The sequence below is a fragment of the Allobosea sp. GW821-FHT12C12 genome, from assembly GCF_058807355.1.
In genome coordinates this window covers 175,720-194,804 of the sequence record NZ_JBXAQP010000001.1, presented here as the reverse complement: position 1 = coordinate 194,804, position 19,085 = coordinate 175,720, and the positions used below count along the sequence as shown (strand labels likewise).

21 protein-coding genes and 2 tRNA genes are annotated in these 19,085 nt (G+C 66.8%); 10 read left to right on the top strand and 13 right to left on the bottom strand.

Annotation, left to right across the window (positions count from 1 at the left end; genetic code table 11):
• The 3 genes from AC1RRW_RS01055 to AC1RRW_RS01045 all read right to left on the bottom strand — a co-directional run bounded on the left by AC1RRW_RS01055 (window position 1) and on the right by AC1RRW_RS01045 (window position 1,327).
• Window positions 1-426, bottom strand: a complete 426-nt coding sequence (locus tag AC1RRW_RS01055; protein WP_492898320.1) for a type II toxin-antitoxin system VapC family toxin — start codon at window positions 424-426, stop codon at window positions 1-3.
• Window positions 423-662 (bottom strand): type II toxin-antitoxin system Phd/YefM family antitoxin, encoded by a 240-nt coding sequence (locus AC1RRW_RS01050; RefSeq protein WP_492898318.1) that lies wholly within the window; start codon window positions 660-662, stop codon window positions 423-425. Before AC1RRW_RS01050 ends, AC1RRW_RS01055 begins: the two co-directional genes overlap by 4 nt.
• A 155-nt stretch (window positions 663-817) precedes the next feature.
• Window positions 818-1,327, bottom strand: coding sequence for a hypothetical protein (locus AC1RRW_RS01045; protein ID WP_492898316.1), 510 nt, complete (start codon window positions 1,325-1,327; stop codon window positions 818-820).
• A 184-nt stretch (window positions 1,328-1,511) separates the two neighbouring features.
• Between AC1RRW_RS01045 and aroC the strand changes: the two genes are divergently transcribed.
• From aroC to ribB, 4 genes are all read left to right on the top strand, one after another.
• On the top strand, window positions 1,512-2,630 hold the full coding sequence (gene aroC / locus AC1RRW_RS01040; protein WP_492898314.1) for a chorismate synthase: 1,119 nt from the start codon (window positions 1,512-1,514) through the stop codon (window positions 2,628-2,630).
• Window positions 2,631-2,679: 49 nt separating this feature from the next.
• Window positions 2,680-2,895, top strand: coding sequence for a ribbon-helix-helix domain-containing protein (locus AC1RRW_RS01035; RefSeq protein WP_492898312.1), 216 nt, complete (start codon window positions 2,680-2,682; stop codon window positions 2,893-2,895).
• A complete protein-coding gene (locus AC1RRW_RS01030; protein ID WP_492898310.1) occupies window positions 2,889-3,254 on the top strand; it encodes a type II toxin-antitoxin system VapC family toxin in 366 nt (121 codons plus the stop codon). Before AC1RRW_RS01035 ends, AC1RRW_RS01030 begins: the two co-directional genes overlap by 7 nt.
• A 110-nt stretch (window positions 3,255-3,364) precedes the next feature.
• Complete coding sequence (gene ribB / locus AC1RRW_RS01025; protein ID WP_492898308.1) at window positions 3,365-4,657, top strand: 3,4-dihydroxy-2-butanone-4-phosphate synthase; 1,293 nt, start codon at window positions 3,365-3,367, stop codon at window positions 4,655-4,657.
• A 6-nt stretch (window positions 4,658-4,663) separates the two neighbouring features.
• On the opposite strand, the gene AC1RRW_RS01020 is transcribed toward ribB, so the two are convergent.
• Window positions 4,664-5,593, bottom strand: a complete 930-nt coding sequence (locus tag AC1RRW_RS01020) for a histone deacetylase family protein (RefSeq protein WP_492898306.1) — start codon at window positions 5,591-5,593, stop codon at window positions 4,664-4,666.
• Window positions 5,594-5,844: 251 nt separating this feature from the next.
• Here AC1RRW_RS01020 and AC1RRW_RS01015 point away from each other — a divergent pair, with 251 nt between their 5' ends.
• Window positions 5,845-6,441, top strand: coding sequence for a L,D-transpeptidase (locus AC1RRW_RS01015; protein ID WP_492898304.1), 597 nt, complete (start codon window positions 5,845-5,847; stop codon window positions 6,439-6,441).
• A 30-nt stretch (window positions 6,442-6,471) separates the two neighbouring features.
• On the opposite strand, the gene AC1RRW_RS01010 is transcribed toward AC1RRW_RS01015, so the two are convergent.
• Window positions 6,472-7,368: a metallophosphoesterase gene (locus tag AC1RRW_RS01010; RefSeq protein ID WP_492898302.1), complete on the bottom strand. Its 897-nt coding sequence runs from the start codon at window positions 7,366-7,368 to the stop codon at window positions 6,472-6,474.
• Between the two features lie 484 nt (window positions 7,369-7,852).
• Window positions 7,853-9,232 (bottom strand): aspartate aminotransferase family protein, encoded by a 1,380-nt coding sequence (locus AC1RRW_RS01005; protein ID WP_492898300.1) that lies wholly within the window; start codon window positions 9,230-9,232, stop codon window positions 7,853-7,855.
• Window positions 9,233-9,497: 265 nt separating this feature from the next.
• Between AC1RRW_RS01005 and AC1RRW_RS01000 the strand changes: the two genes are divergently transcribed.
• Entirely contained in the window at window positions 9,498-10,019 is a 522-nt protein-coding gene (locus AC1RRW_RS01000; RefSeq protein ID WP_492898298.1) for a hypothetical protein, read from the top strand.
• Here AC1RRW_RS01000 and AC1RRW_RS00995 read toward each other — a convergent pair.
• The 4 genes from AC1RRW_RS00995 to AC1RRW_RS00980 are packed head-to-tail and all read right to left on the bottom strand — an operon-like array spanning window position 10,016 to window position 14,105.
• Complete coding sequence (locus AC1RRW_RS00995) at window positions 10,016-11,482, bottom strand: amidase family protein (RefSeq protein WP_492898296.1); 1,467 nt, start codon at window positions 11,480-11,482, stop codon at window positions 10,016-10,018. The two genes, AC1RRW_RS01000 and AC1RRW_RS00995, sit on opposite strands and share 4 nt — an antisense overlap.
• Entirely contained in the window at window positions 11,482-12,360 is an 879-nt protein-coding gene (locus AC1RRW_RS00990) for a patatin-like phospholipase family protein (RefSeq protein ID WP_492898294.1), read from the bottom strand. Before AC1RRW_RS00990 ends, AC1RRW_RS00995 begins: the two co-directional genes overlap by 1 nt.
• A 7-nt stretch (window positions 12,361-12,367) precedes the next feature.
• The gene (locus AC1RRW_RS00985; protein ID WP_492899022.1) at window positions 12,368-12,829 is read right to left on the bottom strand and encodes a MarR family winged helix-turn-helix transcriptional regulator; all 462 of its coding nucleotides are present in this window, start codon (window positions 12,827-12,829) and stop codon (window positions 12,368-12,370) included.
• Window positions 12,830-12,869: 40 nt separating this feature from the next.
• Complete coding sequence (locus AC1RRW_RS00980) at window positions 12,870-14,105, bottom strand: nSTAND1 domain-containing NTPase (RefSeq protein WP_492898292.1); 1,236 nt, start codon at window positions 14,103-14,105, stop codon at window positions 12,870-12,872.
• A 185-nt stretch (window positions 14,106-14,290) separates the two neighbouring features.
• On the opposite strand from AC1RRW_RS00980, the gene AC1RRW_RS00975 reads away from it, so the two are divergent.
• Both AC1RRW_RS00975 and AC1RRW_RS00970 read left to right on the top strand, forming a co-directional pair.
• The gene (locus AC1RRW_RS00975) at window positions 14,291-15,922 is read left to right on the top strand and encodes a long-chain-fatty-acid--CoA ligase (RefSeq protein ID WP_492898290.1); all 1,632 of its coding nucleotides are present in this window, start codon (window positions 14,291-14,293) and stop codon (window positions 15,920-15,922) included.
• 64 nt (window positions 15,923-15,986) lie between these two features.
• Complete coding sequence (locus tag AC1RRW_RS00970) at window positions 15,987-16,763, top strand: DUF1499 domain-containing protein (RefSeq protein WP_492898288.1); 777 nt, start codon at window positions 15,987-15,989, stop codon at window positions 16,761-16,763.
• A 2-nt stretch (window positions 16,764-16,765) separates the two neighbouring features.
• Here AC1RRW_RS00970 and AC1RRW_RS00965 read toward each other — a convergent pair whose 3' ends face one another.
• Window positions 16,766-17,677: an MBL fold metallo-hydrolase gene (locus AC1RRW_RS00965; RefSeq protein WP_492898286.1), complete on the bottom strand. Its 912-nt coding sequence runs from the start codon at window positions 17,675-17,677 to the stop codon at window positions 16,766-16,768.
• A gap of 146 nt (window positions 17,678-17,823) precedes the next feature.
• Between AC1RRW_RS00965 and AC1RRW_RS00960 the strand changes: the two genes are divergently transcribed.
• On the top strand, window positions 17,824-18,450 hold the full coding sequence (locus tag AC1RRW_RS00960; protein ID WP_492898284.1) for a biotin transporter BioY: 627 nt from the start codon (window positions 17,824-17,826) through the stop codon (window positions 18,448-18,450).
• A 77-nt stretch (window positions 18,451-18,527) separates the two neighbouring features.
• On the opposite strand, the gene AC1RRW_RS00955 is transcribed toward AC1RRW_RS00960, so the two are convergent.
• Both AC1RRW_RS00955 and AC1RRW_RS00950 read right to left on the bottom strand, forming a co-directional pair.
• Window positions 18,528-18,665: a hypothetical protein gene (locus tag AC1RRW_RS00955; protein WP_492898282.1), complete on the bottom strand. Its 138-nt coding sequence runs from the start codon at window positions 18,663-18,665 to the stop codon at window positions 18,528-18,530.
• Window positions 18,666-18,797: 132 nt separating this feature from the next.
• Window positions 18,798-18,874 (bottom strand) — tRNA-Pro (locus tag AC1RRW_RS00950).
• A 136-nt stretch (window positions 18,875-19,010) separates the two neighbouring features.
• Between AC1RRW_RS00950 and AC1RRW_RS00945 the strand changes: the two genes are divergently transcribed.
• Window positions 19,011-19,085: transfer RNA gene (locus AC1RRW_RS00945), tRNA-Gln, on the top strand.

Below are 19,085 nucleotides of genomic sequence, written 5' to 3'. Positions count from 1 at the left end.
TCAGAGGAGCCGGGTACTTATGCCGAGTTTGGCGGCCGCCTCGGTCATTTTCTTGTCGCGCGTGCAAAGCGACAGATGGGCTTCCGACGATACCGCGAGATGCAGCGCGTCGGCTGCACGAAGCCCTGTGGGGTAGTCGTCCGCAAAACTCGACGCCATTCGAAAGTGGACGGTCGAAACAGGCAATGTCAAAAATGAGCGTTCGATAAGGCGCTTGAAGGTCAACAGCGCCTCCGACCGCTCCACGAGTTCGATCTGATTGGAGCGCAGCTTCATCGATAAGGCGGCCGAGAACTCAGTCTGAACCCACTCGCTGATATGCAAGAGATTTCCGGATTGCTCCTCAAGCCAGATCTGCATCGCGTGAGATTCATCCTCACGCGTCAAGGCTGTCACAAGGATCGAAGTATCGACGTAAAGTCTCAAAATCGATCCTCGTCACGCATGCGGCGAACGAAATCACCGCCATTCTCGGTTTGGAACGTCATTCTGTCGGTAAGCGCGCGTAACTCGGACGCGCGAATCGGTTCCAATGTCTGCATAGGAACTAGCCGCGCCACCGGCTTGCCGTGGCGTGTGATCGTAACGCTTTCACCAGCTTCGGCGTCGTCAACCAAGGCGCTGAAATGGGTTTTGGCGTGCGCGAGGCTAACGGATCTCATAGCGCGCTCCTGACCAGATTATAGATCATAATTTGCCTCCGGTTGCGACACATATCAAGATGCGTGTTGCCGTTAGTTCGTAGCCAGACAAAATGCGGTCGCCCGTGTGTTCGGCGACCGCATCTTTCAGGCATAACGGTGCAACAGGATCGCGCTTAGCCCCGGATCGTGATCTCGATGTTGTCGGGACTTAGACCGAACGACAAGGCCAATCCGGCCTTTGCCTCTGCGATCGTCAGTCTCACGGCTTCGCCAAACGCTTTGTGTTCGTTCGAATCGGACTTGCCGTCCCGGCTTGGCATCGGCCGCCAATCCAGCTGGTTCTCATTGATCTGCAGCTCCGCAAAATCATTGACGTACCATACTGGGTTCCGTGCCCCAGGCCAAACAACCGGCTGAGGATCGAGCAATGCGTATTCGCTGAAGTAGACCATGAAGCGTACGGGATTTTCGGGCGACGCCTCGACGCTGCTGATTCTCCCGACCAGGAACGCCGCTCCGTGTTCCTCTGGTCCGGCTCCATCCTGAAAGCGATTTCTTGTGCAAACAAGGTAGGAGCAACGACGGGCATTGGCCGGCTTCAGCGCCCAAGCCTGCGAACCACCTTCTTGCAGCAGGAGATCGACTGGGCGGAATGTGAAGACGACGAGAATACGTTTGGTCATGACTTACTCCTTGTACCTGGGGATGCCCTTTATGAACCATATCGTATTACGATCGTCGAATGATTTAGTGACGATCTATCGTTTCGATTGGCTCACACGGTGGGCTGCCCCATCAGCCGCAGAGGCGCTTTCCCTTGCATATTGAACACTGTAAGAGGGCCGATCCGATGCCTCAGGCCTCCCCATGTCCCACAACTCCTTCGGCCATCTCTTCCGCGTCACCACCTTCGGCGAAAGCCATGGGCCAGCGATCGGCTGCGTCGTCGACGGCTGCCCGCCGCTGATCCCGCTGAGCGAGGCCGACATCCAGGTCGGGCTCGACCGGCGTCGGCCCGGCCAGTCGCGCTTCACCACGCAGCGGCAGGAGCCGGACCATATCCGCATCCTCTCCGGCGTCTTCGCGCGCGACAGCGACGGCATGCAGGTCACGACCGGGACCTCGATCGGGCTGGTGATCGACAATGTCGACCAGCGCTCGAAGGACTATTCCGACATCAAGGACACCTATCGGCCGGGCCATGCCGATTTCACCTATGACGTGAAATACGGCATCCGCGACTATCGCGGCGGCGGGCGTTCCTCGGCGCGCGAGACGGCGATGCGGGTCGCGGCCGGCGCGATCGCGCGCAAGGTCGTGCCCGGCATGGTCGTGCGCGGCGCGCTGGTGCAGATGGGGCCGCACAGGATCGATCGCGGAAACTGGGACTGGGACGAGGTCGGCCGCAACCCGTTCTTCTGCCCCGACGCCAAGGCGGCCGTCCTGTTCGAGGGTTATCTCGACGGCATCCGCAAATCCGGCTCCTCGATCGGCGCGGTGCTGGAGATCGTCGCCGAGGGCGTGCCGGCGGGGCTGGGCGCGCCGGTCTACGGCAAGCTCGACGCCGAGATCGCGGCGGCGCTGATGGGCATAAACGCCGTGAAGGGCGTCGAGATCGGCGAGGGTTTCGGCGCGGCCGAACTCTCGGGCGAGGCGAACGCCGACGAGATGCGGGCCGGCAACGACGGCGCGCCGCTGTTCCTGTCGAATCATGCCGGCGGCATTCTCGGCGGCATCTCGACCGGCCAGCCGATCGTGGCGCGCTTCGCGGTCAAGCCGACCTCCTCGATCCTGTCGACGCGCGCGACCGTGACGCGCACCGGCGGCGAGGCGGAGATGTTCACCAAGGGTCGCCACGACCCCTGCGTCGGCATCCGCGCCGTGCCGGTCGGCGAGGCGATGGTGGCCTGCGTGCTGGCGGACCAGTTCTTGCGCCATCGCGCGCAGGTGGGTGTGGTGGAGCCGAGGTGGCCCTTTCAGGAGTGACGCAGGTTGCGCTATATGATATGCATGATGCATATCATGGGAGTGCGGGATGCGGGCCCTGATCGATATGACGGATGCTCAAGTCGAAGCTCTCGACGCCATCGCCAAGCGGGAGCGGAAGTCGCGCGCGGCCCTGATCAGGGCCGCGATCGACACTTATCTCCAGCAGCATCATCGCGAACAGGTCGAGGACGGCTTCGGGCTGTGGGGTTGGCGCAAGGTCGACGGCTTGGCCTATCAGGAGAAGGCGCGCGGCGAATGGTAGGCGCGCTGTTCGACACCAATATCCTGATCGACCATTTGAACGCCGTTCCGCAGGCTCGCGAGGAAATCGAGCGCTTCAAAAGCCGCGCCGTCAGCATCATCACCTGGATGGAGGTGATGGTCGGAGCCAGCGCCGATCTGGTCGAGCCGACCCGGCGTTTCCTCGAAGGCTTCGAAGTCATCGCTCTCGACGACGCGATCGCGGGCCGTGCGGTGGCGTTGCGGCGCGCGCATCGCATCAAGCTGCCCGAGGCGGCCATATGGGCCACGGCGCAGATCACCGGGCGTCTGTTCGTGACCCGCAACAGCAAAGATTTTTCGCCCGATGATCCGGGGATAAGAGCACCCTACATGCTGTAGTGGACATGCCAAAAACCAAAGACTGCGGCACGAAATCAGGATTTTCAGCATTGTTGAAAATCTAGAGCTCTTTCATTGCAACTGAAGCGCCGCCGCACTAGCTTCGCACCATGAAGCTCGACGCCTGGCTCCGACAGACCAAGACCGGCCGCAGCGCCTTCGCGCGGCAGGTCGGCCTGTCGCCGGCCAGCGTCACCGCGCTCTGCAACGACCACTCCGCCTGGATTTCGCGCGAGAGCGCCGAGCGCATCGCCGCTGCCACCGGCGGGTCCGTCACGCCCAATGATTTTCTCGGCCTCAGCCGGTCGAAGGAGCCCGCAATGTCCGTCCACGCCAACGCCGGCAACGTCACCGCGACCATCGAGGCGTTCGCGCGCGGCGAGATCGTCATCGTCACCGACGACGACGACCGCGAGAACGAAGGCGACCTGATCGTCGCCGCCTCGCTGTGCACGCCGGAGAAGATGGCCTTCATCATCCGCAACACCTGCGGCATCGTCTGCGCGCCGCTGACCTCGGCCGAGGCGAGGCGGCTCAGGCTCGATCCGATGGTCTCGTCGAACGACGCCCCGCTCGGCACCGCCTTCACCGTCACCGTCGACGTCAAGCACGGGCTGACCACCGGCATCTCGGCCGAGCAGCGCTGCAACACGGTGCGCGCGCTCGCCAACGGCAATATGGGCGCGGCCGATTTCGTCCGGCCCGGCCATGTCTTTCCGCTGATCGCCAAGGATGGCGGCGTGCTGATGCGCTCGGGCCATACCGAGGCCGCGGTCGATCTGTGCAAGCTCGCCGAATTGCCGCCGGTCGGCGTGATCTGCGAACTCGCCAACGACGACGGCACGGTGATGAAGGGGCCGCAGATCGCGGCCTTCGCCCAGAAGCACGGCCTTCGGCAGATCACGGTCGCCGATCTGATCGCCTATCGCCAGGCGCGCGAAAAACTGGTCGAGCGCGTGCATTCCTTCCCGGTCAGGACGGCCTATGGCGAGATGACCGGCCATGTCTACATCACGCCCTTCGAGGACACGCAGCATTTCGCCTTCGTCATGGGCAAGCTCGGGAACGGCGAGAAGGTGCCGGCGCGCCTGCACCGCGCCGACGTCGTCGCCGACGTGCTCGGCGGCGGCGCCGCGATCCAGTGCGCGCTGAAGCGTTTCCAGAAGGACGGCAAGGGCGTGCTGATCTATCTGCGCGACGGCTCGGCCGGCGTGCCGATCAAGAGCGTCGAGGACGGCTCGGACGCAGCTCGCTCGCAGCAATGGCGCGAGGTTGGCCTGGGCGCGCAGATCCTGCGCGATCTCGGCGTCGGCTCGATCGTCAACCTGGCCTCCTCGCCACGCTCCTTCGTCGGCTTGAGCGGCTTCGGCATCGAGATCGCCGGGAGCGAGCCGCTGGAGTGACGGAATCTACCCCCGCATCAGCGCCTGCACATGCGCGGCCGCCGATTTCGCCAACCCCTCGAGATCGTAGCCGCCCTCCAGCACCGAGACCACGCGGCCCTTGGCGTGCCTGTCCGCGAGCGCCATCAGCTTCTGCGTCGCCCAGGCGAAGTCGGGCTCCTTCAGGTTGATGTTGGCGAGCGGATCGCGCCAATGCGCGTCGAAGCCGGCCGAGATCACGATCAGATCGGGCGCGAAGGCTTCGATGCGGGGCAGAAGCGCGCTCCCGAAAGCGTCGCGGAACTCGTCGGAGCCGTCGCCGGCGCGCAAGGGCGCATTGGCGATGGTGCCGTGCCGGCCGCGCTCGGAGGGGGCTCCCGTGCCGGGGTAGAGCGGCATCTCATGGGTCGAGGCGTAGAGCACGGTCTCGTCGTCCCAGAAGATCTCCTGCGTGCCGTTGCCATGGTGAACGTCCCAGTCGATCACCGCGACGCGCTCCACGCCATGAACCTTCTGCGCGTGGCGGGCGGCGATCGCCGCGCTGTTGAAGAAGCAGAAGCCCATGGCTTTCGTGCTCTCGGCATGGTGGCCGGGCGGGCGCATGGCGCTGAAGGCGTTGGCGGCGCGCCCGCTCACCACCTCGTCGACGGCATGGATCGCGCCGCCGACGCCGCGCAGCGCCGCCTCGATGGTGCCGGCCGACATCAGCGTATCGGCATCGACCTGCACGAGGCCGGATTTCGGCGCGGCGGCGACCAGCGAGTCCGCGAAGGCGCGGGGATGGCAGAGCGCGACCTGCTCGAGCGTGCCGAGCGGCGCCTCGATGCGGCAGAGCGCCGCGAATCGCTCGTCCTCCAGCGCCTGTTCGACGGCACGGAGGCGGTCGGCGCGTTCGGGGTGGCCGGGCGGCGTGGCATGGGCGAGGCTCGCCGGGTGGGTGATCAGGAGCGTCGTCACGATGGGCTTGCCTCATTCCTGGTCTAAACGGATGTCCAAACCATGGTCGCGTGGCGCGATTGCCACGGTGACCCGGGTTCTGCGCAAATCAGCCGCCATAAAGCCAGCCGGATTGCGCCATACTGGTTTCGGGCCTAGGAAATCCGTATCGCTTCGCTCCGATGAAATCCTTTGGTCCTGGTTCGCGGACACGAAGCATTAACCCGGGATTCATCATAAAGGGCGCCCCGACCCGGCGCTGGTGAAAACAGATGAAGCAGTCCATCGTCCTCGTGCTGGCCCTTTCGAGCCTGCTCGGCGCCTGCCAGTACAAGGCCGTGAACGCGCCGTCGCTTTCGGAGCGTGATGCCGAATACATCGCGCTGGTGCCGAAGTTCGAGCCTGAGATCACGTATCTGCCTTATGAGATCACCGACCCGACCGGGCAGGCTCCGGGGACGATCCTGATCGATACCCGCGAGAAATATCTCTATTATGTCCTGCCCAACAAGAAAGCGATCCGCTATGGCGTCGCCACCGGCGACGAGGCCTACGGCTGGACCGGCGAAGCCGTGATCCAGCGCAAGGCAGAGTGGCCGCGCTGGACGCCGCCGGCCGAGATGCTCGCGCGCTGGCCTCATCTGAAGCCGTTCGCCCGCGGCATGGAAGGCGGCCCGCAGAATCCGCTCGGCGCACGCGCGCTCTATCTCTACCAGGGCGGCAAGGACACGCTCTATCGCATCCACGGCACCAACGAGCCCGAGACGATCGGTCGCGCGGCCTCCTCGGGCTGCATCCGGATGCGCAATATCGACGTGATAGACCTGTTCAACCGGGCGCCCAAGGGCACGAAGGTCGTGGTGGTCTGAACAACCCCTGACGGCAAGGGCGGTTACGTCTCACCCCAATTCGATCAGAACGATCTCCGGCGGCACGCCGAAGCGGATCGGCGCCTTGCTCGTGCCGAGCCCGCCCGAGACGACGAGGTCGCGTCCGCGCTCGCGGACATGGCCGTAGGCGTAGCGGTTGCCGTAACGCGACGGCACGACCGGCGACCAGCCGAACAGCCTGATCTGCCCGCCATGGGTATGGCCCGACAGGGTCAGCGAAACGCGCCCCGGCATCCGCGCGAAGGCGTCGGGCTCATGCGCCATCATGATGACCGGCGCGCCGTCGTCCGCGATCTGGGCGAGCGTGCCGGGCAGGTCGTCGATGCCCCGCCCGCGGCCGCGCCGCGGCGTCTCGAAGGCGATCTGGTCGCCGAGACCCGCCAGCCAGAGCGGCCCGGCGGCCGTCTCCAGATGCAGCGCCTCGTTTTCCAGCAATCGCAACCCCGCCGCCTGCAGAGCGCGGCCGACCTGCGTCGGACCGCGCCGCGCCGCGAGCGCGGCCTCGTCATGCCACCAGTCGTGATTGCCGAGGATGGCGAAGACGCCGTCGCGCGCTCGCAAGTCGGCGAGCGCGGCGGCCCATTCCGCCATCGGCGGATCGTAGAGTTCCGGCGGGCGGCTGGCGATGAAATCGCCGAGCAGCAGCGTCAGGTCGGGTTCGAGCGCATTGGTCTCCGCGACGATCCGCGCGACGCGGGAGACCGGCATGTGAGGCCCCCCGACATGCAGGTCGGCGATCACCGCGACGCGCAGGCGCCGGCCCGCCGGCCAGTTGCCCGGCGCGATGCGATAGCGCGTGACCTGGTGATGCTGCGGCGCCCATCCGAAGGCGTAGGCGCTGCCGAGACCGAAGCCGGACAAAAAAAGACCGGCGAGAGTCCCAAGGACTCCGCGCCGGTCAAGCATGGAGGGTCTCGAAGAAACTCAGACGATCATCACTCGCCAAAGTCGTCCCGCGGAAGGCCGGGAGTCGCGGTCCGCCGCTCGTCGTCACGCTCCCGCAACGCCTTCGATGCGTATCTTGTTCCCGCGGCCACGGCTCGTAGTCCGATGGGGCGGAAGCGCGGGGTCTGGGCTTCCGTCGCCGGGACATCGGGGGAACTCGCGAAAGGTTGCGTCGGGCGACGCGGGCTGGGATTTATCATGGCTCCTGACTTCATTGGACTGCAAGATGCCGGCGGTTCCTGGCCGCCGACGATCGCATCCTTGCAACCAAAGCCGCCAGTGGCGCGGCGTGAATCGGGAGTCTTCAAGGCAATTCGTGCGCGGATGTTTCCGGCCGCCACAATCGTAAACGCCGCCGACCCTCCCCGTCATCCCGGGCGCGGCGAAGCGGAGCTCCGGGACGACGGTGCTTTTTTCTGGAGCGGTTCGCACCCTGAAGGACGGCTCACGCCGCCAGCAGGCCTTCGGCCCTGGCCCAGTCGAGGGTCTTGTTCAGCGCGCGCTCGTAGCGGGCGAACATCTCCTCGACCTCGGCGTGCCTGATGATCAGCGGCGGGCAGAAGGCGACGCGGTCGCCCATGGCGCGGGTGATCAGGCCCTCGCCCTGCGCGAAGACGACCGACTTCGCGCCGACGCCCTTCTTCACCTCGAACGGGGTCTTGGTCAGCTTGTCCCTGACCAGCTCGATGCCGCCGATCAGGCCCACGCCGCGCGCCTCGCCGACGAGCGGATGCTCGGCCAGCCTGTTGAGGCAGCGCAGGAAGGTCGGGGCGACATCGCGGACATGCTCGACGATCCTGTCGCGCTGGTAGATCTCCAGCGTCTTGACCGCGACGGCGCAACCGACCGGGTGGCCGGCATAGGTGTTGCCGTGGCCGAAGACGCCGATCTTGCGGCTCTGGTCGACCAGCACCTCGTAGACGGCCTCGTTGATCATCACCGCGCTGAGCGGAAAATAAGCCGAGGTGATCGCCTTGGCGCAGGACAGCGTGTCGGCGGCGAGCCCATAGGTCGTGGCGCCGAACATGTTTCCGGTGCGGCCGAAGCCGGTGATGACCTCGTCGGCGATGAAGAGAACGTCGTATTTCGCCAGGACCGCGTTGATCTTCTCGAAATAGCCGTCCGGAGGCGTGATCGCGCCGCCGGCGCCCATCACCGGCTCGGCGATGAAGGCGGCGACGGTATCCGGGCCCTCGCGGAGAATCATCTCCTCCAGCTCGGCCGCCATGCGCGAGGAGAAGTCCTGCTCGGTCTCGCCCGGCTCGGCGAAGCGGTAGTGGTGCGGGCAGGAGGTGTGCAGGATGCCGGGCAGCGGCAGGTCGAAGTCGATATGGTTGTTGGGCAGGCCGGTCAGCGAGGCCGAGGCCACCGTGACGCCGTGATAGCCCTTGAGCCGCGCGATGATCTTCTTCTTCCGCGGCCGGCCGAGCGCGTTGTTCATGTACCAGACCAGCTTGACCTGGGTGTCGTTGGCGTCCGATCCCGACGCGCCGTAGAACACCTTCGAGATCGGCACGGGCGCGATCTCCTTCAGCTTCTCGGCCAGCTCGATCGCCGGATCGTGGCTGCGGCCGGAGAAGATGTGGGTGAAGGGCAGCTTCTTCATCTGCTCGTAGGCGGTCTCGACCAGTTCCTGGTTGGAGTAGCCGAGCGAGGTGCACCAGAGCCCCGCCATCGCCTCGATGTAGTCCTTGCCCGCGCTGTCGTAGACCGTGATGCCCTCGCCGCGCTCCAGCACCAGCGGGCCGGTCTCGCGATGGGTCGCGAGATTGGTATAGGGATGGACCAGGGTCTCGATGTCGCGGACGGCAAGGTTGGACAGCATCGGATGGCTCCCGGTCTTTTATGGATCGCTTATGCGAGCATAGACCCCCTTCCGCGCAAGCGCTGAGCGATTTTCACGCAGATCGCTGCAGAGTCTGGCGCAGGCGAGCCTTATGCCCTGCCGTCATTGCGAGCCAAGCGAAGCGATCCAGCGGCGTGCGCAAACCACTGGATTGCTTCGCCGCGCTCGCAACGACGTGAGAGGGCCGCAAGAGCTTGCCAGAGCCTATTCCCGTCGCCATGGTGCGGCGCGTTCGAGAGGGATGATGATCGACCCCGCCACCATGGTGAACCGGCCGGCCGGCGGCCGCGATTGCGGCACCTGCACGCTGTGCTGCAAGGTCTACGACGTGCCGGCGGTCGAGAGCCCGGCCGGGACCTGGTGCCGGCATTGCCAGCCCGGGCGCGGCTGCGGCATCCACGAGACCCGGCCGCGGCATTGCCGCGCCTTCTTCTGCCTGTGGATGACGCAGGATTTCCTCGGCCCCGACTGGAAGCCGGAGAAGAGCCGCTTCGTGCTGACGATGGACCCGACGACGCGCTGGCTCTTCGCGCAGGTCGATCCGGGCGCGGCCGCCTCATGGCGCAAGGAGCCCTATTACGGCCAGTTCAAGCGCTGGGCGGCGGCGAGCCGCCAGCCGGTGATCGTCTTCGTCAACAAGCTGGCGACGGCGGTGATGCCCGACAGCGACGTGCAACTCGGCCCGGTCGCGGCTGACGAGCGGCTGGTGCTGAAGCAGGGCGCAAGCGGGCGCGCGACGATCGAGAAGATCAAGGTCGCGGCTTAACCTGCAACCATCGGCGGGGCGCGGTAGCCGCAGCCGGCCTGTTCCAGCATTCCGCCGACCGCGATCGCCATGCGGTCCTCGCCGGCGGGCGCGACGATCTGAACGCCGAGCGGCAGGCCGGTCTGCGACAGCCCGACCGGAGCCGAGAGAGCCGGCAGGTCGGCCCCCGTCGCGAGCGAGGCCCAGAGCAGAAAGTCGAGATAGGGCCGCTCCGCGCCGTTCACCCTGAGCCGCCGGGCGTGGATGTCCGGGCCATGGTCGTGCGGGATCGCGGCGACGGGCGCGGGCGGGCAAAGCAGCACGTCGAAGCTCTGGAAGAAGCGGGCCCATTGCCGCTTCAGCGTCAGCCGGCGCTGGCCGATCTCCTGGTAGAGGCTCGGCGTCATGCCGGCGCCGCGCGCCTGCAGAGCCTGATGCGAGAGATCGCCGCGCGCGTATTTCGCGCCCTGAGCCTGGATGCGGGCGCGCACCTTCGGCGGCAGGCCATAGGCGACGACGGCGTGGTTGAGCAGCGCATAGACCTCGAAGGCCTCGGAAAAGCGCAGGCTCGGACGCGCCGTCACGTCGACGATCGCGCCTGCCGCCGCGAGTCTGCGCCCGGCCTCGCGCACGCCCTCCGCCACCTCGGCATCGACGGGAGCGAAGGCGTCGTCCGCCCAGAGCGCGATCCGCAGACCGCGCGCATCCGTGCGGCGCGGCGGCGGCAGGGCCGCGCCGGCGAGACTCGGGTCGCGCGGGCCGGCGAGCACGGGAAGGATCAGGTCGAGATCGGCCGCATTGCGCGCGATCGGACCCGCGACCAGCAGGTCGGCGTTGCGCGGCGTGCGGCGCTCGGGCGGCGGCGGGATCACGCCCCAGCTCGAGACCAGCCCCCAGCCCGTCTTCAGGCCGAAGACGCCGCAGGCATGGGCCGGCCAGCGGATCGAGCCGCCGAGATCGGAGCCGAGATCGAAGGCGGCCATCCCGGTCGCGACCGCGACGCAGGCCCCGCCAGAGGAGCCGCCCGGCGAATGGGCGACGTCCCACGGATTGCTGGTCACGCCATGGGCCGGGTTGTAGCTCTGGAAATCGCCGGAGAAGACCGGGACGTTGGTCTTGCCGAGGATGACGACGCCCGCCGCCCTGAGCCGCGCCACGGCGGCGGCGTCCTGCTCGGGCAGGCGCTCGCGATAGGCCGGCAGACCGCCCGAGGACGGGAGGCCGGCGACGTCGAAGGCATCCTTGATCGTGACAGGCAGGCCTTCCAGCGCACGCGCCGCCCCGTTTGCCAGCCGCTCGTCGGACGCCTTCGCCATGACCCGCGCCGCGTCGCGGTCCTGCGCGACGACGGCGTTCAGCGCAGGGTTCAGCGCGTCGATGCGAGCGAGGCTCGCCTCCAGCAGTTCGCTTGCGCCGAAGCGCCGGGACTGCAGGCCTTCGCGCAGTTGCGTCGCAGACGCGGTGAGGTCGATCGGCTCGGCCATCAGGCGGTTTCCTGCCGCGGCGTCCGCGCCGGCGTTCCGCCGCGCCGGTCGAGCGCGCGCAGAAAACCCTCGCCGTCGCTCACGCCGAGCTCATAGGCGAAGCGCATGCCCTCCCAGTCGCGGATGCTGAACTGGGTCACGGGGATCGTCCGCGAGGGCCGGGCATAGGTTCGGTTCGGGACCGCCGGCACCTCCGCGAAAGGCCGCGTCAGCAGCACCAGCGTCGGCAGCCCTTGCGCCTCCATCTCCGCCAGCGCCCAGGCCGGGGCGCTGTCGACGAGGCCGCCGTCGAGCGCGGCGCGTTCGCCGATCAGTCCGGCCGGCATGAAGGGCGGCACGGCGGCGCTCGCCATCAGCGCGGCGACGAGGTCGTCGGTCGTGGCGCAGTCGGCGACGCGCACCAGCTCCGGAGCGAATCCGAGCCTGCGTCCGGCCGTCGGATGGACCGGGCGCAGCAGGCGCTTCTCGATCTGGTAGGCGGCGATGCCGAGCGCGGCGGCGAGCGACAACGGCCAGAAGCGCGGCGGCCGCGAGACCGCGATCAGGAAATCGCTTTTCGCCTTCAACTCGGCGAGGCGCGCGGCTGTAAACATCTCGCCGAGCAGTTGGCGATACATGGCGCCGACCGGGAAGAGACGGCCGCCGCCGCGAAAGCCGGCCCAGTCGATGTCCGAGCGCAACCCCTTGCAAGCGTCCCAGACCTGCTCGCGCACGCTCGGGCCGAGGCCGAGCGCGGTATAGAGCATGGCGAAGGCGCCGGCGCTGGCCCCGACCGATCGCCGCGGCGCAAGGCCGATGCGGGGCGCGACGGTCTCGTGAAAGCCGCCTTGCCAGTAGCAGCGGTTGCCGCCGCCGGCGAAAGCGAGCCCGGCGAACATCGCCAGCTCAGCCGGCCTCGGCCGCGCGGGTGGTCTCGCGCCAGGCGACGACCAGCCGGTCGAGCTCGGCCAGATCCTCGCCCGGCAGCTTGCCCAGCGTCTCGGCGACGAAATCGCGCTGCGTCCTGATGCCGGCCTCGGCGAGGCGGCGGCCCTCCGGCGTCAGATGCATCGCATAGGAGCGCCGGTCGCCGGCGATGGCGCGGCGTTCGACAAGGCCCGCCTGGACCAGCCGGTCGACGAGACCGGAGACATTGCCCTTGGTGACGTAGAGCCGCTCGGCGAGTTCGCTCTGGCTGATGCCCTCGCGCTCGGTCAGCGTCGAGAGCAGGTCGAATTGCGGGATCGACAGGCCGAGCTCCCGGATGCGCAGGGTCATCTGCGCCAGCAGCCTCGCGTGAAGGCGCATGAAGCGGAACCAAACGCGGTCCGGTTCGACCGGCTCGGGGCGTTTCTTCTGACTCTCGATATCCAAGAGATTGCCTTCTGAAACAGGGGTGGCGAGAGTCTCAATTGATGAACAAGTCAGGTTGTTCGGGAGACGAGAGCGCTTTTTTGGCATCGTCATTGACGATCGCATCACGGATGCCACGCATAAGAACATAAGGCTGCATGGCCGGGTGGCGAAACCGGAAGCGATAAGACCGCTCTTCGCCGATCCTTTGCAGAATATTCCCGCGCCGATCTTCCGTGAATTCCTTCAAATGGCTCTGAAAATTGGCGATTTGCATCGGGCGCCCGATGATTCCCGAGAGCGGCTCCCTGACAGAAACAGGGGCAAAATAGCCGTTCTCATCGGTTTTCGCCAAAGCGCAGGCGGTTAGGACTTGGCGGAAAAGGTTTCCGGGCTGATTGCTACGGGTCGCCAAGCCGTAGGAGTCCTTGAATGTCTGATCGGAGCCGGCGAGCAAATTCTCGATCGCGGCATCCGCGTCCGCTTCATCGATGGCAAGGCGGCGGGCCTTGATCGCCTCGAAAGCTGCCTGCTTTCCCAACCCGTGGACGAACTGCGGCAATCCTTTCGACAAGTTGATGATCTTCCATTTAGCATCGCCGGTGATCGTCATGCCGAGTTGCTGTATGCGTTTTTCGATCACCTCACGCAGTTCGGCATTGTCCATCCGTGGCATAAGAATTTCTTCCGTGCAGCGTTCGATCGATTCATGGCTGGAAATGAGTTGCTGAACGTTGTCGGCGACGCCAACAATCACTAGAGTCGAAATGCTGCCGGAATCTGACAGGGCCTTGATCGTATTGGCGATCAAAATCGCAGTTTCCGCGTCGGCGATTTCATTGAATTCGTCGATGACAAATATCGGAATATCGTTTTCATTGAAAACAGATATTTCGCGAACAAAATCATCAGGCCCGATCGCATCGGGATAAAGCTGCGCTACGTCATAAACCGTTTGCCCATCACCCAAGTCTGCGGAAAAGCGGATCTCTTTGAATATCTTCCGGGCGAGCGATTGGAAGGTATCAGTTGGAAAACATTGGATCCGGCAGAATCGAATGCGATTTAGATCCGTCGGAATCAGATATCTTATGATCTGTGCGATCGATGTTTTTCCGACGCCACGTTCGCCGTAGAGAATGACGTGACGTCCGCGCTCGCCGACGGCATCGACGATGCGCATCATTTGATCCTGCCGACCGGCGAAAAGCTCGGCTACATTGATCGGGGTCGAGGGCGTAAAAAGCTGGTTGGCCTCGAAGCGCTTCGCGGTCCAATCGGCCAAGCTCATTTTACGCGCCGAAGAGGCCATCTAATCCACCAAGTTGACCGCCGAAAGGTCCAACTGTGGGTATCAAAGCCTCATGTAAGTGGCAACTGCTAAATCCGGGTTGGAGCGCAATTGACTGGCGGAAGCCTGGACAGGCTGCAAACATGCAGCAAGAAAAACAGGACTTGCATTATGGAGAGACGCCCATGCTCGGCTTGATGCAGGACTGGCCCCTGCTGCTGCACCGGATCATCGACCACGCCGCGATCCAGCATGGCGGGCGCGAGGTCGTCAGCCGGGCGGTCGAGGACGGCACGCTCAGGCGCACGACCTATGCACGGATCAGGCAGCGCGCGCTCAGGGTCGCGCGCCGGCTTTCCGAGGCGGGCGTCAAGCAGGGCGACCGGATCGCGACGCTGGCCTGGAACAGCGAGCGCCATCTCGAACTCTGGTACGGCATCACCGGCGTCGGCGCGATCACCCATACGGTCAATCCGCGCCTGTTCCCGGACCAGATCGCCTGGATCATGAACCATGCCGAGGACAGGCTGCTCTTCCTCGACCTGACCTTCGTCAAGCTCGCCGAGCAATTGCAGGACAAGCTGCCCTCGGTCGAGCGCCATGTCCTCCTGACCGACGCCTGCCATATGCCCGACACAACGCTGAAGGGCGCGGTCGCCTATGAGGACTGGATCGCCGGGGCGGACGAGGATTTCGCCTGGGCGGCGCTCGACGAGAACACCGCCGCCGGGCTGTGCTACACCTCGGGCACGACCGGCGGCCCCAAGGGCGTGCTCTATTCGCACCGCTCCAACGTGCTGCATGCGCTGGCCTGCGCCGCGCCGGACTATCTCGCTCTGTCCTCGCGCGACACGGTGCTGCCGGTGGTGCCGCTGTTTCATGCCAACAGCTGGTCGCTGGCCTATTCCGCGCCGATGACGGGGGCGAAGCTCGTGCTGCCCGGCGCCAAGCTCGACGGGCCGTCGCTGCTGGAGCTGCTGGAGGGCGAGGGCGTCACCATGACCGCCGCCGTGCCGACCGTCTGGCTCGGCCTGCTGCAGCAGCTGGAGGCGACGGGGCAGGGGCTCTCGACGCTGAAGCGCGTCATGATCGGCGGCTCGGCCTGCCCGCGCGCCATGACCGAGGCCTTCGAGCGCACATACGGCGTCACCGTCTCCCATGCCTGGGGCATGACCGAGATGAGCCCGGTCGGCTCGTTCTGCTCGGTCAAGCCGCCCTATGCCGATCTCGACGGCGACGCCCTGCTCGACCTCAAGACGAAGCAGGGCCACCCGCCCTTCACCGTCGAGTTCCGCCTGACCGACGACGCCGGCGAGGACCTGCCCTGGGACGGCGCGACCTTCGGCCGGCTCAAGGTGCGCGGCCCCGCCGTCTCGAAAGCCTATTTCCGGCGCGAGGACGAGAATATCCTCTACGAGCATGGCTTCTTCGACACCGGCGATGTCGGCACGATCGACGCGCACGGCTATTTCCAGGTCACCGACCGCTCCAAGGACGTGATCAAGTCGGGCGGGGAGTGGATCTCCTCGATCGACCTGGAGAACCTCGCCGTCGGCCATCCGGATGTCGCGGAGGCGGCGGTGATCGGCGTCGTCCATCCGAAATGGGACGAGCGGCCGCTGCTGGTGATCGTGCCTAAGCCTGGACGTGCGCCCGACAAGGCGGCGATGCTCGCCTTCATGGAGGGCAGGATCGCGAAATGGTGGCTGCCCGACGACGTCGTGCTGGTCGACGCCATCCCGCACACCGCGACAGGCAAGATCCAGAAGACGACGCTGCGGGAGCAATTCCGGGATTATCGCTTTCCGGGGGTGTGAGGGGACGCTCAGGCCTTCCTTCCGACGCCCTTGCCTTCGCCCCCTCCACGCGTCACCAAAGGCCATGCATCGCCGTCTCGTCTTCGAGGAGCCTGTCTCGAGCGCCGCCTCGTGGAGCCGGCGGCTGGCCTGGTTCTCGCTCGCGGTGCTCGGCGTCGCGTTGTTGGCCTTCCGCATGGGCGAGCCGAGCGAGCAGGGGCTGGCGCCGATCGTCGGGGCCTATGGCTTCGTCCTCGTCGCGCTGCTGCTTTCGGTCGCGGCGTTCTTGCGGATCTGGCAATCGGGGCATCGGGGGGTCGGCATGGCGGCGCAGGCATTTCTCCTCTCGCTCGTGCTGCTGGCGCCCGCGGCCTACGCCGTCTTCAAGTTCGTCACGCTGCCGCGCCTCAACGACGTCTCGACCGATATCGACGATCCGCCGGCCTTCAGCCGCTCTCGGGTCGCGCTCGACGCGCGCAAGGGCCGCGTGCCGCCGGACGTAGCCGCCGAGCGGCGGCGGGCGCAGCGCCAGGCCTATCCGAAGGTGGCGCCGATCGTGCTCGAGCTGCCGGCCGAGATCGCCTTCGAGATCGCCCGCAAGGCCGCGGTCAACCGGGGCTGGCAGGTGCTGGAATCGGCCAGGCCCGGCGGACGCAGCGGGGCCGGCCGGATCGAGGCCGTGGCGCGCACGCGGATCCTGCGCTTCTCCGACGACATCACCATCCGGGTGCGGCCGCGCGCCGACGGCAGCCGCATCGACATCCGCTCGGCCTCGCGCATCGGCAGCCATGATTTCGGCGCCAACGCCGCCCGGATCGCCGCCTTCGCCAACGAGGTCGACCTGCTGGTCGAGGCGCGCTGAACTCAGATCCTGCGATAGCGGCTCGCGAGCTGCGGCAGCGGGTCGTCGCAGGCGACGACGCCGCGCAGGACGAGGTCCTCGAGCTGCGCCAGAACCGAGAGCGAGGCCGCGCCGTGCAGCGTCGCGGGAAGGCCCTGATAGATCGGCGGAACCATCTCGGGAATCGTTTCGTCGCCGGCCGCGAGACGGCTCAGGATCGCGGCCTCGCGCTGGCGGCGGTGCTGCGCCAGCCCGCGCAGGAAGCGCTGCGGCTCCTCGACCGGGCCGCCATGGCCGGGCCAATAACGCGCATGCTCCATGCCGCGCAGGCGCTCGATCGAGGCCATGTAGTCGGCCATCGAGCCGTCCGGCGGGGCGATCACCGAGGTCGACCAGGCCATGACGTGGTCGCCCGAGAACAGGCTCTGCTCCTCGGCCAGGGTGAAGGCGAGGTGGTTGGCGGTGTGGCCGGGCGTCGCCACCGCCTGCAGGGTCCAGCCGCGCCCGGCGATGGTGTCGCCATGCTGCATTTCGAGATCGGGCGCGTAGTCCTTGTCGGCGGCGGCGTCGAGCGGGTTGAGCTCGCCGAGCGCGAGCTCGCGTGCCGGCCGGTGCGGGCCGCAGCCGGAGAGGCGCGCGCCGGTCGCGGCCTTGAGCGCGGCGGCGGCCGGCGAATGGTCGCGATGGGTGTGGGTCACGACGATGTCGCTGACCGTCTCCTCGCCGAGCGCGGCCAGCAGCCGGGTGATGTGGCCGAGGTCGTCGGGGCCGGGATCGACGACCGCGACGCGACCGCGCCCGACGATGTAGGTGCAGGTGCCGGTGAAGGTCATCGGCCCGGCATTGCCGGCGATCAGCCGCCGGACCAGCGGAGAGAGCTCGGCCACCTCGCATGCGGGGGCGGCGGTCCGGTCGAACTCGATCTCGTCGCTCATCATCGTCCGATCGTCAGGCTAAAGGCGCATGGTTCGCGCCTCCCGTCCGCGCACCGGGACGGCGGCTTGTGGGTCGTTGCGGCATTTCCTATAGACGGAATGCGACGGCCGCAAAGCGCGGCCCCGATCAACAGGACGACAGACCCATGGCCGAGAGCTTTCCCCTGCACGCCCCGACGCTCGTTCATGCGGCGCTTCCGGCAGCCTCCGGCGCGCGCGCCACGCTGGTCCGCACCATCGCGCTCGCGGTCGCCGGCAGCCTGCTCATGGTGCTGGCCGCCAAGATCAAGGTGCCGTTCTGGCCGGTGCCGATGACGCTGCAGACGCTGGCCGTGCTCTCGATCGGCGCGGCCTATGGCTCGCGCCTCGGCGCGGCGACGGTCATGCTCTACATCGCCTACGGCCTCGCCGGCCTGCCGGTCTTCACCAACACCCCGCCCGTCGCGCCCGGCCTCGCCTATCTGATGGGCCCGACCGGCGGCTTCCTGATCGGCTTCGTGGCGATGGCCGCGATCGCCGGCTGGGCGGCGCGGCGCGGCGCGTCCTGGCCGCGTCTGGCCGGCGGACTCGTGCTGGCCGAGATCGTGATGATGACGGCGGGCTTCCTCTGGCTCGCGCTCGGCGCGCAGATGGCGAGCGGCGCCACCGGCCTCGGCCTCGACAAGGCCTTCCTCTTCGGCGTGCAGCCCTTCCTGATCGGCGATGCGCTCAAGGTGGCGCTGGCGGCCTGCCTCGTCGGCGCGGGCTGGTCGGCGATCGCCAGGCGCGGCTGATCGTCCGCCCCGACGCGAATCGAAAAAGGCCGGGGCTCCCGCCCCGGCCTTTTTCGTTGCGGCTCGTCCGGCCGTGCTCAGCCGGCCGGTCTGGTGTCGCCGCAGGCCCTGGCCGGGGTGGTCGAGAAGAACTTCACCGGGTCGCCGCATTTGTCGCAGCCCGCGAGCGCGACCGAGACGGCGAACAGGCCGAGGACAATCATAAGGCGTTTCATGGTCGGCGGCGCTCCTGATCGAGGCACGCTCTTACACGAGCGGACGGGCGGCTGCCAGCCGGCATGGGGCGCGGGATGCAAGCGCATATGCGAGGCGAAAGGCGGTCGGGAACGGCCTTGTCTTGGGATCACTGGTCGGAGTGGCAGGATTTGAACCTGCGACCCCTACGTCCCGAACGTAGTGCGCTACCAGACTGCGCTACACTCCGATCATGTGATGGCGGGCTTATAGCCAGCGCCGCCTTGCGATGCAACAGCCCGGGCGGGACGGCCGGGCGATTTCTCGCCAGGGTCTTGCCGCGCGGTTGCGCAAGCCCGCGCCGCATTCTAGAAGGCGCGCTCCGGTGGGGCGTCGCCAAGTGGTAAGGCAGCGGTTTTTGGTACCGCCATTCGGAGGTTCGAATCCTCCCGCCCCAGCCA